Below are 11,980 nucleotides of genomic sequence, written 5' to 3'. Positions count from 1 at the left end.
GCCTCCGGGAGATTACCTACGATGGCGGTCGCACAGGTTGCCCACCCGACGCTCACCGGCGGTGGCAGACCACGATCAGGGCCGCTTCTGGGGAGGGGAGAGCCGTGAGTACGGTGGTGTTCCGCCGGCTTCCGCGTCAACCGGGGCCCGCGCTGCCGCGCGGCGAGGTGCTGCTGGAGTCCCCGCCCGAGCTGCCGGAGCCGAAGGCCAAGGGCATGGGGCAGGTGCTGATGATCCTGCCGATGCTCTGCGGCGTCGGCGCGATGGCCTTCCTCTACGCCGGCCGCGGCGGCGGCATGATGACGTACGTCGCGGGTGGCCTGTTCGGTGTGTCCATGCTGGGCATGGCGATCGGCACGCTCGGCAACGGCGGCAACGACAAGGCCGAGCTGAACGCGCAGCGGCGCGACTACATGCGCTACCTGGCGCAGATGCGCAAGCGCACCCGCCGGGCCGCCGAGCAGCAGCGCGCCGCGATGACCTGGCGGCACCCGGAGCCGGACGCGCTCTGGTCGATCGCCGCCTCCCGCCGGCTGTGGGAGCGGCGGATCACCGAGGACGACTTCGGCGAGGTGCGGATCGCGCTCGGCCCGCAGCGGCTGGCGGTGGAGATCGTGCCGCCGGAGACCAAGCCGGTGGAGGACCTGGAGCCGATGAGCGCGATCGCGCTGCGCCGGTTCGTCCGGGCCCACTCCAGCGTGCCGGACCTGCCGACCGCGTTGTCGCTGCGCGCGTTCAGCCGGATCGCGTTGCGCGGCGACCGGGAGCCGGTGCTCGACCTGGCCCGGGCCGCGCTGGGCCAGCTCGTCACGTTCCACGCCCCGGAGGACCTGCTGGTCGTCGTCGTGGCCGCGCCGGACCGGCAACCGGTCTGGGACTGGGTGAAGTGGCTGCCGCACGCCCAGCACCCGGGGCGTACCGACGCGGCGGGCGCGCGCCGGATGGTGTTCGCCGCGCTGGACGAGGCGGAGACCGCGCTGGCCCAGGAGCTGGGCGGGCGGCCCCGGTTCGCGCCGGAGGCGAAGCCGCTGACCACCGCGCCGCACGTGGTGGTGGTGCTGGACGGCGGCGAGGTCTCGGCGACCTGCGCGCTGACCGGGCCGGGCCTGCTCGGCACCACAGTGGTCGACCTGTCCGGCACGGTGCCCCGCGACGCCGGGCGCTGGCTGCTCTGCCTGGACGCCGGCGACGGCACCGGCCTGGACCTGGTCCGCGGCACCGCCACGTCCCGGCTCGGCAGCCCGGACCGGCTGTCCCTGTCCGCCGCCGAGGGGCTGGCCCGGCAGATCGCCCCGTTCCGGCTCTCCCAGCAGCAGGGCGCGAGCACCGAGGAGCCGCTGGCCCGCAGCATGGAGCTGCCCGACCTGCTCGGTGTCGGCGACGCGGCCACCGTGGACGTCCGGCAGACCTGGCGGCCGCGCAGCCACCGCGACCGGCTGCGCATCCCGCTCGGCCTGGGCCCGGACGGCAACGTGGTCGAGCTGGACTTCAAGGAGTCCGCGCACGAGGGCATGGGCCCGCACGGCCTGGTGATCGGCGCGACCGGCTCCGGCAAGAGCGAACTGCTGCGTACGGTGGTCGCCGCGCTGGCCGTGACGCACTCCTCGGAGGAGCTGAACTTCGTCCTGGTCGACTTCAAGGGCGGTGCGACGTTCGCCTCGCTGGACGCGCTGCCGCACACCAGCGCGGTGATCACCAACCTCTCAGACGAGCTGCCGCTGGTGGACCGCATGCGGGACGCGCTGGCCGGTGAGATGAACCGCCGGCAGGAGGTGCTGCGGGCGGCCGGCAACTACGTCTCCCGTTACGACTACGAGAAGGCGCGGGCGGCCGGTGAGCCGCTGGAGCCGATGCCGAGCCTGCTGATCATCTGTGACGAGTTCTCCGAGCTGCTGGCCGCCAAGCCGGACTTCATCGACCTGTTCGTGATGATCGGCCGCCTCGGCCGGTCGCTCGGCGTGCACCTGCTGCTCGCCTCGCAGCGGCTGGAGGAGGGCAAGCTGCGCGGCCTGGACACGCACCTGTCGTACCGGATCGGTCTGCGCACGTTCTCGGCGGTGGAGAGCCGGATCGTGCTCGGCGTGCCGGACGCGTACGAGCTGCCCAGCGCGCCGGGTCACGGTTACCTGAAGACCGACACCGCCACGATGCTGCGGTTCCGTGCGGCGTACGTGTCCGGCCCGTACCAGGCGCCGGGGCAGGCGCAGCGCTCCACCCGGGCGCAGGTGCAGCGGCGGATCGTCCCGTACGGCATCGACTACGTACCGGCGCCGGCGCTGCCGAGTCCGGCGGAGGCCACGCCGGAGCCGGAGCAGTCGGGCGACGGCAAGGCGGTGGCCATGCTGGACGTGCTGATCGACCAGCTCAAGGGCCGCGGCAAGCCGGCACACCAGGTCTGGCTGCCGCCGCTGGCCGAGCCGTCCGGGCTGGCCGAGCTGCTGCCGAAGCTGAGCGCGCACCCGACGTACGGCCTGACCACCGCCGACTGGCCGGGCCGCGGCCGGCTCGCCGTGCCGGTCGGCATCGTGGACCGCCCGTACGAGCAGCGCCGCGACCCGATGATGGTCGACCTGGCCGGGGCCGGCGGCAACGTGGTGATCGTCGGCGCGTCGCTGAGCGGCAAGAGCACGATGTTGCGCTCGATGCTGGCCTCGCTGGCGCTCACCCACACGCCGCGCGAGGTGCAGTTCTTCTGCCTCGACTTCGGTGGTGGCGCGCTGCGCAGCCTGGACGGGCTGCCGCACACCTCGGGCGTGGCGGGGCGGCGGGACACCGAGGCGGTCCGGCGGACGGTCGCCGAGGTGGTCGCGGTGATCGACGAGCGGGAGAACCGGTTCACCCAGCACGGCATCGACTCGGTGGCCAGCTACCGGCGCCGCCGCGCGGCCGGTGAGTTCGCCGACGACCCGTTCGGTGACGTCTTCCTCGTGGTGGACGGCTGGAACACGCTGCGCCAGGAGTACGAGGAGCTGGAGCAGACCATCACCAACCTGGCCAACCGGGGCCTCGGCTTCGGCGTCCACGTGGTGATCACGGCGGTGCGCTGGGCGGAGATCCGGATCAACATGCGGGACCTGCTCGGCACCAAGCTGGAGCTGCGGCTCGGTGACCCGTCGGAGTCGGAGATCGACCGGCGGGCCGCGCAGAACGTGCCGGTCGGAGCGCCGGGTCGCGGCCTGACCCGGGACAAGCTGCACTTCCTGACCGCGATCTCGCGGATCGACGGCAAGCGCGACATCGAGGACCTGACCGAGGCGTCGGTGGCGCTGGCCGGGCACGTCGCGGCGAACTGGCCGGGCCGTCCGGCGCCGAAGGTCCGGCTGCTGCCGCGCAAGCTGGCGGTCACCGAGCTGGCGAAGGTGGTCGACCGGTCCGTCCCGGGCATCCCGATCGGCGTCAACGAGTCGGCGCTCGCCCCGGTGCACCTGGACCTGGCGAGCGAGCCGCACCTGACCGTGTTCGGCGACGCCGAGTGCGGCAAGACGAACCTGCTGCGGCTGATCGCCCGGGGGATCGCCGAGCGGTACACCCCGGCCCAGGCGCGGCTGGTCATCGCCGACTACCGGCGCGGCCTGCTCGGCGCGGTCGAGGGGGACCACCTGCTCGACTACGCGCCGTCGAACCAGGTGTTCAGCCAGGGTCTCGGCTCGATCCGCAGCGCGTTGCAGAACCGGCTGCCCGGCCCGGACGTGACCACCGCGCAGCTGCGCGACCGGAGCTGGTGGAAGGGGCCGGACCTCTACATCCTGGTGGACGACTACGACCTGGTCGCTTCCGGCGGCAGCAATCCGCTCAGCGCGCTGCACGAGCTGCTGCCGCAGGCGCGGGACATCGGCCTGCACCTGATCGTCACGCGGCGGGTCGGTGGTGTGGCCCGGGCGCTGTACGAGCCGGTGCTGCAACGCCTGCGTGAGCTGGACTCACCGGGACTGCTCATGTCCGGCAGCCGGGAGGAGGGCGCGGTCTTCGGCAACCTGCGGCCGACCCCGCAGCCGCCGGGCCGGGGCACGCTGGTGCGCCGCCGCGACGGCCAGCAGCTGATCCAGACCGCCTGGACGGAACCGGTCTGACGGGACGGACGGCGGGCGTCACTTCCGGTAGCGTCGGCCCGATCGATCGTCGCGATTACGGGGAGAGCCGGAGTTGAGCAGCCCGTCGGGTATCGGTGGAGCCCTGGAGGGCCTGTTGCGGCAGGCGCAGGAGCAGCAGCGGCGGCTGGCCGAGCTCCAGCGGCAGCGTGCGGAGCTGCGGGTCACCGGGGAGAGCCCGGACGGGCTGGTGCGGGTGACCGTCGACGGCGACATGAAGGTCGGCGACATCGAGCTGAACGCGCGCGCCATGCGGTTGGACAGCTTCTCCCTGGCCGAGGCGATGCAGGCCGCGATCGACGCGGCCTACGCCGCCTTCGAGGAGCGGCAGCGGGAGATGCTGGGCGAGATGCTCGGCGACTCCGAGACGGTCCGCCGGGCGCAGGACGGCACGCTGACCCCGGAGGACTGGTTCCGTCAGTTCGGGGTGGATCTGTCCGACCCGACCCGCAATCTGCGGCGCTGAGCGAGAGGGGACGACGATGCCGAACACCGTCGACGTCGACGCGATCCGGAAGGCGAGCCGGATGCTCGACGCCCCGGACGGGCCGATCCAGTACCTGCGCAACGTCGAGGCGCTGCTGGCCGAGGTCAAGCTGCCCGGCGGCGCGCTGAGCTGGTTCGGCACCGGGGCGGTGGAGCGGCACAACGCGGCCGTGGACGGGCACCTCGACAACGTCCGCACCGGCGCGGAGCATCTGCGCAAGGCCGCCGCGCAGCTCGAACAGAGCGCGCAGAACTGGGAGAAGTCGGATCAGCCCTGGGTGGTCAAGTGACCGGCTGGGCCCGCCAGGGGAAGGACGCCTGATGCCACCGGAGATCCTCATCGCCAACGCCTCGGGGACGGTGACCGGCTCGGTGTCGGTCGCCCAGACCACGGCGCCGGTGCGGTCGGCCGCGGCCATCGCCCGGGGCAACCTGGTCTGGATCGCCGCCTCGGCGGCGCTGATCGGCACCATCCTCTACCTGGAGTCCTTCGACAACCAGCAGGTGAACGAGTCCATCAAGAAGTGGGACGAGGCGGCCCGCCTGCTCGGCGCGGACCAGTTCGGCGCGGCGATGGCGGCGGTCCCGCCGGAGGCGTCGGAGTGGGACTTCGACGACCGGGACGCGTTCGACCAGTTCATGCGCAAGCTCGGCGCGGAGATCAACTCGCTGGCCGAGGCGTTCGCCGCCAACCGCGACACGCTCACCGCGGCCCGGGACGCGTACAACGACGCGGTGTCCGGCCTGGCGCAGGCGCTCATGCCGATCCTGGTCGCGGTGATCGCCTCGATCGCGCTCCAGTTCTTCCCCGCGACCACCGCGCTGGCCCAGGCCATCGGCATCGCCGGCCTGGCCGCCACCGCCGCGATCCTGGTCCTGGTCTTCGGCGAGATCAGCGCGTTGCTGCACGCGCTGATGGCCGCGTTCCACACGGACAGCCGGTTCACGTTCACCGCGGACTCCCGGCCCGGCTGGGCGCCCGCCGGCTCCGACCCGGACATCAAGGACATCAAGATCGACTGGGTTCGGGACTCCGCGTTCTACAGGTGACGGGAGCGGGGCATGGACACTCTGATCTTCGTACTGTTCCTGTACGTCCTGCTGACCATCCCGGTCTTCGTGCTCCTGATGCTGTTCGCCGTGCTGACCCGCTCGGCGCGGCTGCGGCGGGCCGCCGAGGTGGTCTCGCTGAGCGCCTGCGCGGCGCTGCTGGTGCTGACGTTCGAGCGCGCGTTCGAGAAGCCGCTGCTGTGGATCGTGGTGGTACTGCTGGTCGCGGTGCTGGCCTTCGGTGTGTCGACGATCGTCAAAGCCGCACGTGAGCGGCCCTGACCTCGGGACGGACCGTCCAACTCGTACGGACAGCGCCGGATCGCCTTGCCGATTCCGGGCTGTCGGAGTACGTCGATGGGCCGGCAGGGCTGCGCGGGTTGGACATCGTCCGCTACGGTTCGGATGAAGTGTCCGTCGGTGGGGTGTGTTCGCCTTGCCGCGGGGGAGGGCGCGGCGGAACCGCCGCCACAAAAGACGGAAGGGTGTGAAGCATGGCGTTCGAGGTCAGTGCAGCGACTCTGCACACCGCCGCGAGTGACGTGCGGTCCACGCGCAGCGAGGTTGACGGTGAGCTCAAGAAGCTGTGGAACGTGGTCGACGACCTCGCGATGGCCTGGAAGGGCCAGGCGTCCACGGGCTTCCAGAGCCTGATGACTCGCTGGACCGAGGACACGAACAAGCTGCTGACCGCGATGGACAACATCGCGGACCTGCTCGACAAGTCGGGCACCACGCACCAGGTCAACGACGAAGAGCAGCAGCAGATGCTGGACAAGTTCCACGCTGCTCTCAACCCGTGATCCGCGAAGACAGGCAGAGGAGGAATCGATGAGCATCAAGGTTGACTACGCTGTTCTGGAGAGCAGCAACCAGCAGATGCAGGCCATCTCGCGGATCATCGACGAGAAGCTGGACACGCTGCGGGCGATGCTGACCAAGCTCGAGTGGGAGGGCCAGGACCGGGCCGCCTACCAGCAGCACCAGGCCCAGTGGGACGCCGCCGTGCGGGACATCAACAAGGTCCTGAACGAGATCGGCGGCGCGGTGGGCATCGCGCGGGAGAACTACATGACCACGGAGATGAGCAACTCCAAGGTCTGGGGCAGCTGACCCCCGACCGGTCCACGACGGCTCCGCTCCGGCTCGTGCCGGGCGGAGCCGTCGTGTATTCCGGCCCTGTCTCGTGTATTTCCGGCCCGGCCGTGCGGCGCGAGGAGGCCGGTCAGGCGTCCTGCGGGACGTCCCGCCGGCCGGGGCGCCATCCGCGTCGCCGGCCGCGGGCCAGGATCGGCCGCAGCGTCAGCAGGACCCCGGCGAGCAGCCCGCCGACGACGGCGACCCAGATCGCGACGGTGCGCTGCCAGGCCAGCGGATCGGTGGGCGGCGCCGGCGGCGGCATGGCGCCCAGCGGCGGGTCCGTGCGGGTGCCGAGCAGGCTGGTCACCGCCCGGTAGGGGTTGACCATCCCGTAGCCGACGTCGGCGTTGTGCCCGTCGGGTGGGTTGTCGGCGGTGCGGGTCAGCCGGTAGGCGACCTCGTCGGCGCTGATGTCGGGGTGCGCGGCCCGCACCAGCGCGGCGACACCGGAGACGTACGCGGTGGCGAAGCTCGTGCCGCCCTGCGGCTCGGCCCGGTAGCCGGACCCCTGCGGCGCGGGCCCGAGGATGTTCAGCCCGGGGCCGGCGATGTCCACATAGTCCCCGCTGACCGAGCTGCCGACGTGGCCGCCCTGCTCGTCCACACCGGCGACGGCGATGACCCCCGGGTACGCCGCCGGATAGGCCGGCCGGTCCTCCCGGTTCTCCTGCCGGTTGCCGGCGGAGGCGACGACCACCACGTCCTTGCCGAGCGCGTACTGCACCGCCGATTTCAGCTGCGGGTCGTCGAGCGTGACCAGGGACAGGTTGATCACGTCGGCGTCGTTGTCGACCGCCCAGCGGATCGCCTTGCCGATCTCGCCCGGCACGTCCGGGTCGAAATTCTCCTTGTTCTCGGCCAGCACGCGCAGCGGCAGGATGCGGGCCTCCGGCGCGATGCCGGTGTACGGCGAGCCGGTGCCCTCCCGCCCGGCGATGATGCCGGCCACCATGGTGCCGTGCCCGACCAGGTCACACTGGCCCTGAAGCCGGACGAGCTGGTTGAAGTCCTCGCCGGGGAGCACCCGCCCGCGCAGCAGGGGATGCGACGGTGAGACCCCGGAGTCGATCACGGCGACGGTGATCCCCGCGCCCTTGCCGACCCGCCACGCGGAGGCCGGGTCGAGGCGGCTCAGCGCCCACGGCGTCTCGGTGGGCGCGGGGCCGCCGGTCGGCCCGCACTTCGGGGCGGCCACGGCGGGCGCGGGCACCGCCAGCGCGCCGCCGAGCAGGGCGGCTGCCGCCGCTGCCGAGAGGACGGTCCGGATCGGGTGTCCGGCCCGGGCGCGCCTCTTTGTCGCGCCCGGCCGCAAGCTGTCGCGCACGCGGTGAGATTACCGTCGCGCCGGCCCGCGCGGGCGCACGCGGTCGCGGGAACCGGTCACCGGTCGGCGGTGACGTCCCCGGCCGGCTCGGCGGCGAAGAGGGCCAGCAGGGCGCCGACCTGCTGGTCGGCCTCCGCCGGGTGCCGGAAGCGTCCCTTCGGGTTGATCGTGTACTCGTTGCGCCGCCCCACGCGGGTGCGCCGCAGGTAACCCCCGGCTTCCAGGTCGGCGACGATGGCCTGGGCCGCCCGCTCGGTGACGCCCACCTCGTCGGCCACGTCCCGCAGCCGCGCCGTGGGGTTGCGCGCGATCGCCAGCAGCACATGTCCGTGATTGGTGAGGAAGGTCCAGTTGCGGCGGCTCCCGTCCTCACCTGGTGTCGTCGCCATGGTGGCCATGCTATGGCCATCGACGCTGCCGACCCGAATCGGACGCGGGCCGGCACGGGAAAGTATGAAATGCGTATCACGAATCTTGACGTGCCCCTGACGCCGTGTGACCGTGAAGTCGCGAGGCCGTCCGGCCTGGTCGTTCCGCAGGTAGACGAGGTGAGGCAGATGACGCCGAGAAGCCCGGAGCAGGCGCTCGCCGAGCTGCGTGCCGGCAACCACCGGTTCGTCACCGGTGTGCCGCAGCATCCGAATCAGGACGCCGGGCACCGGGCGGCGGTGGCCGACGGCCAGCACCCCTTCGCGGTGATCGTCGGCTGCTCCGACTCGCGGCTCGCCGCGGAGATCATCTTCGATCGGGGTCTCGGTGACCTCTTCGTGGTGCGTACCGCCGGGCACACCGCCGGGCCCGAGGTGCTCGGCAGCGTCGAGTACGCGGTCACCGTGCTGGGCACGCCGCTCGTGGTGGTGCTCGGGCACGACTCCTGCGGCGCGGTCCAGGCCGCCCGGGAGGGGGTCCGGACCGGCGCCGCTCCGGCCGGGCACCTGGGAGCGGTGGTGGACGCGGTCTCGCCCAGCCTGCTGCGCGCCGCCCGGCAGGGCATCGACGACCTCGACGGCATCATCGACGTCCACATCGCGCAGACCGTGGAGACGCTGCTGGCCCGGTCCTCCGTGCTGGCCGAGCGGGTCGCGGCGGGCCGGTGCACGGTGGCGGGGATGTCGTACCGGCTCTCCGGCGGCGAGGTGCGGACAGTGGCGCAGGTCCCGGCGTCACTGCCCGCTCCCTCGTCGCCGGCGGACGCGGACGCGGCGCTGGCCGGCTGACCGGAGCGCCGGACGACGAAGGGGCCGCCCACGGGGGCGGCCCCTTCTTGCTGCGTCCAGGTCAGAGCATCGACATGTGGACGTGGTCGGTGTGGTTCGACGGCCCGCTGTACGACCTCCAGCCGGTGGCCGGGAACCAGATCTGCCGGTTCCAGATCACGTAGTAGATGCCCAGCCGGTCGGCGTTGCGGATGAGGAAGGCGGCCACGTCGTTGCCGTACTTGCGGGTGTCGTTGTTGTGCCAGGGTGAGAAGCCGCTGTTCTGCAGCGACCAGTCGCACGCCTTGCCCTTGGGGTGCTCCCACGGCCCGCCCGGCCGGTAACAGCCCACGAAGCGCGTGTAGCCGGCGCGCCGGACCTCCTTGTAGGCGTGCAGCGTCCGCGGCGTGATGCAGCCCGAGGTGGTCGGGTCGTTCTCGCTGCACGACTCGGCCTTCCAGCCGCCGTCGGCGGTGCGGCCGGGGCCGATCTTGGCGACCGGTGAGGTGGCGTCGACCAGGCCGCCGGTGAAGCCGAGGCCGCCGACGAGCTTGAGGGCGCGTTCGGCCTGCACCTTCTCGCGCTCCATCGCGTTCTTCTGCTTCTCCTGCTCTCGCACCTCGGCGTCGAGCGCGATCTTGGCCGTCTCGGCGCGGTTCTTGACCGCGTTGATGGCGGCCAGGCGCTGCGCGTTGAGGAGGTTCAGCTCGTCCAGGGCGTTGACGCGGCGGACGAACGAGTCGGGCGAGTTGCTCTCCAGCAGCATCGCCATCGCGCCCATCCGGCCGGTCCGGTAGGACTGGGCGGCGAGCTGGTTGACCTGCGGGCTGAGCGCCTCGAGTTCGGCCTGTGCCGCCTGTACCTCGGCGGCCAGCCGCCGCTGGCGGTCCTGCGACTTGGCCAGCTTCGCCTTCGCCTGGAGGAAGTTCCGGTTGGCGCTGTCGATCGCCTCGGTGATGAGCGGTGGTTCGCCGTCCTCCTCGTGCCCGGACGGCTTCGGGGCCGCCGCGGCGGGGGCCGCCGTCGCCGAGTTCGGCCCGGCCAGCACTGCCAGCGAGGCCAGCACGGCCACCAGGGGTGTCAGCCAGCGGCGCAGGGGTGGCGTCACAGTGTTCCCTTCCGTCGGCCGCCGACCGGGTTAGCTGACGGGTTCGGGACGGAAGTGGCCCCTACCGCTCGCGCGGATTCACCCCATGTACCTGGTTCCCCGGCTCGCCCGCAGGCGATTGGGCGGCGGCACCGCTGGCGCCGGTGCGCGCCTTCGGCGGTGACCGGCAGCGAGGTTACCCGACAGCACTCCTGCGGATCTACGTCCGGAAGCCGACCAATAGCGAGATTTCGCCGTGGCGCACCGTGACCAGCGTCGCGTTTGAAATCGATGGTCACCGTGCGGAGTGTCACCATGTCGCCTCCGTACTCTTTCCGCCGCCGAGCGCCTCCAGCGCGTCGTCGCGTCCGGTCGGCGGACGGGGCGGCGGGGGTACGGGCGACGCCGGCTCCGGACCGGGCGCGCGCCGTCCGGCGGTGGTCACGATCGCGGCCAGTGCGGTCGTCAGCGGTACGGCGGCGATCAGGCCGAGCGTGGCCACCGCGCTGCGGACGATCTCCTGGGCGAGGAACTCGCTGGTGAGGATCTGGCTCACCGGGCGGGAGTCGGCGACCAGCAGGAGCAGCAGTGGCAGCGACGCGCCCGCGTACGCCAGCACGATGGTGTTGACGGTGGACGCGATGTGGGCCCGGCCGACGCGGGTCGCCGCCCGGTAGAGCTGCCGCCGGGACAGCCCCGGGTTGGCGTGCGCGAGTTCGGTGACGGTGGCCGCCTGGGTGACGGTGACGTCGTCCAGCACGCCCAGCGAGCCGATGATGATGCCCGCCAGCAGCAGTCCGTGCAGGTCCACGTCGCCCTGGAACATGGACAGCGTGGTGGCGTCCTCGCTGCCGAAGCCGGTCAGGTGGGTGGCGGACGTGGCGAGCAGGCCGAGCACGCCGGTGACCACCAGGCTGCCGAGCGTGCCGAGCACCGCCACCGACGTCTGCGCGGTGATCCCGTGCGTCAGGTAGAGCACCACGAACATGATCAACGCGGCGCCCACGATCGCCACCAGCAGCGGCGGCTGGCCGCCACCGATGCCGGGCAGCACGAAGCCGAGCAGGATGGCGAAGCTGGCCGCCAGGCCGCCGAGCGCGGCGAGCCCGCGCCAGCGGCCGAACGCCACGATCGCGGCGGCGAAGAGCACCAGCAGCCAGATCAGCGGCGTGCCGCGCTGGTGCTCGGCGATGTTGTAGGACTTCACCGAAGGGTCGGCCGGGTCGATCAGCTCGACCAGGACGATCTTGTCGCCGACCTCGACCCGGGGCGCGCCCGGTCCGGCCGGGAGCGGCGTCTCGACCTGCCGTCCCGCGTCCGGGCCCTGCTCGGCGGCGACGGTCGCGGTGCCGCAGGGGCCGCCCGCGCCCTCCGGGGCCTCCGGCGTCGGCGGGCAGGGTTCGGTGACCACCCGGGTCACGGTGCCGTGGTAGCGGGGGACGTCCGCGCCGCCGACCGGCTCCCGGTCCTGCCGGGGCCAGAGCACCAGCGCGGCGATCACGGTGAGCGCGAACAGCGGCACCACCACGGCGACGAGCAGCCGCCGTACGCCCGGTGGCGTGGGCGGTGCGGGGCGGGTGTGGTCGGCACCCAAGGCGTCTCTCCCAAC

12 protein-coding genes and 1 riboswitch are annotated in these 11,980 nt (G+C 72.4%); of the genes, 8 read left to right on the top strand and 4 right to left on the bottom strand.

Annotated features, from left to right (window positions below; genetic code table 11):
- Positions 1-104 precede the first annotated feature (104 nt).
- The 7 genes from eccCa (at position 105) to O7542_RS23245 (ending at position 6,737) form a co-directional block, all read left to right on the top strand.
- Positions 105-4,070 (top strand): type VII secretion protein EccCa, encoded by a 3,966-nt coding sequence (eccCa, locus tag O7542_RS23275; protein WP_281605206.1) that lies wholly within the window; start codon positions 105-107, stop codon positions 4,068-4,070.
- A 73-nt stretch (positions 4,071-4,143) separates the two neighbouring features.
- A complete protein-coding gene (locus O7542_RS23270; RefSeq protein ID WP_281605205.1) occupies positions 4,144-4,554 on the top strand; it encodes a YbaB/EbfC family nucleoid-associated protein in 411 nt (136 codons plus the stop codon).
- A gap of 16 nt (positions 4,555-4,570) precedes the next feature.
- Complete coding sequence (locus O7542_RS23265) at positions 4,571-4,864, top strand: hypothetical protein (protein ID WP_043327083.1); 294 nt, start codon at positions 4,571-4,573, stop codon at positions 4,862-4,864.
- A 31-nt stretch (positions 4,865-4,895) separates the two neighbouring features.
- Complete coding sequence (locus O7542_RS23260) at positions 4,896-5,624, top strand: hypothetical protein (RefSeq protein WP_043327081.1); 729 nt, start codon at positions 4,896-4,898, stop codon at positions 5,622-5,624.
- 12 nt (positions 5,625-5,636) lie between these two features.
- Positions 5,637-5,906, top strand: coding sequence for a hypothetical protein (locus O7542_RS23255; protein ID WP_043327079.1), 270 nt, complete (start codon positions 5,637-5,639; stop codon positions 5,904-5,906).
- A 212-nt stretch (positions 5,907-6,118) separates the two neighbouring features.
- The gene (locus tag O7542_RS23250; RefSeq protein ID WP_043327078.1) at positions 6,119-6,427 is read left to right on the top strand and encodes a WXG100 family type VII secretion target; all 309 of its coding nucleotides are present in this window, start codon (positions 6,119-6,121) and stop codon (positions 6,425-6,427) included.
- Between the two features lie 28 nt (positions 6,428-6,455).
- Positions 6,456-6,737, top strand: coding sequence for a WXG100 family type VII secretion target (locus tag O7542_RS23245; RefSeq protein ID WP_043327076.1), 282 nt, complete (start codon positions 6,456-6,458; stop codon positions 6,735-6,737).
- Between the two features lie 112 nt (positions 6,738-6,849).
- On the opposite strand, the gene mycP is transcribed toward O7542_RS23245, so the two are convergent.
- Both mycP and O7542_RS23235 read right to left on the bottom strand, forming a co-directional pair.
- Positions 6,850-8,088, bottom strand: a complete 1,239-nt coding sequence (mycP, locus tag O7542_RS23240; protein WP_223201255.1) for a type VII secretion-associated serine protease mycosin — start codon at positions 8,086-8,088, stop codon at positions 6,850-6,852.
- A 56-nt stretch (positions 8,089-8,144) separates the two neighbouring features.
- Positions 8,145-8,486, bottom strand: a complete 342-nt coding sequence (locus O7542_RS23235) for a MarR family winged helix-turn-helix transcriptional regulator (protein ID WP_043327074.1) — start codon at positions 8,484-8,486, stop codon at positions 8,145-8,147.
- Between the two features lie 159 nt (positions 8,487-8,645).
- On the opposite strand from O7542_RS23235, the gene O7542_RS23230 reads away from it, so the two are divergent.
- Positions 8,646-9,305, top strand: a complete 660-nt coding sequence (locus O7542_RS23230; protein WP_043327072.1) for a carbonic anhydrase — start codon at positions 8,646-8,648, stop codon at positions 9,303-9,305.
- Positions 9,306-9,366: 61 nt separating this feature from the next.
- Here the strand turns inward: O7542_RS23230 and O7542_RS23225 are convergent, their stop codons facing one another.
- Both O7542_RS23225 and O7542_RS23220 read right to left on the bottom strand, forming a co-directional pair.
- The gene (locus O7542_RS23225) at positions 9,367-10,392 is read right to left on the bottom strand and encodes a hypothetical protein (protein WP_043327069.1); all 1,026 of its coding nucleotides are present in this window, start codon (positions 10,390-10,392) and stop codon (positions 9,367-9,369) included.
- A gap of 3 nt (positions 10,393-10,395) precedes the next feature.
- A riboswitch (cyclic di-AMP (ydaO/yuaA leader) is annotated at positions 10,396-10,527 on the bottom strand.
- Between the two features lie 154 nt (positions 10,528-10,681).
- On the bottom strand, positions 10,682-11,965 hold the full coding sequence (locus O7542_RS23220; RefSeq protein ID WP_069087835.1) for a YibE/F family protein: 1,284 nt from the start codon (positions 11,963-11,965) through the stop codon (positions 10,682-10,684).
- Positions 11,966-11,980 lie beyond the last annotated feature (15 nt).

Origin of the sequence: Micromonospora sp. WMMC264 (assembly GCF_027497275.1) — a bacterium.
Classification (GTDB): Bacteria; Actinomycetota; Actinomycetes; order Mycobacteriales; family Micromonosporaceae; genus Micromonospora; species Micromonospora chalcea.
The sequence above is the reverse complement of the archived record's forward strand: the minus strand, read 5'-3'. Positions and strand labels throughout refer to the sequence as shown.

What these genes read in the sequence shown, in the direction of transcription:
- O7542_RS23265 (WP_043327083.1), top strand. Translation starts at nt 4,571, where the DNA reads ATGCCGAACACCGTCGACGTCGACGCGATCCGGAAGGCGAGCCGGATG.
- O7542_RS23260 (WP_043327081.1), top strand. Translation starts at nt 4,896, where the DNA reads ATGCCACCGGAGATCCTCATCGCCAACGCCTCGGGGACGGTGACCGGC.
- O7542_RS23255 (WP_043327079.1), top strand. Translation starts at nt 5,637, where the DNA reads ATGGACACTCTGATCTTCGTACTGTTCCTGTACGTCCTGCTGACCATC.
- O7542_RS23250 (WP_043327078.1), top strand. Translation starts at nt 6,119, where the DNA reads ATGGCGTTCGAGGTCAGTGCAGCGACTCTGCACACCGCCGCGAGTGAC.
- O7542_RS23245 (WP_043327076.1), top strand. Translation starts at nt 6,456, where the DNA reads ATGAGCATCAAGGTTGACTACGCTGTTCTGGAGAGCAGCAACCAGCAG.
- O7542_RS23235 (WP_043327074.1), bottom strand. Translation starts at nt 8,486, where the DNA reads ATGGCCACCATGGCGACGACACCAGGTGAGGACGGGAGCCGCCGCAAC.
- O7542_RS23230 (WP_043327072.1), top strand. Translation starts at nt 8,646, where the DNA reads ATGACGCCGAGAAGCCCGGAGCAGGCGCTCGCCGAGCTGCGTGCCGGC.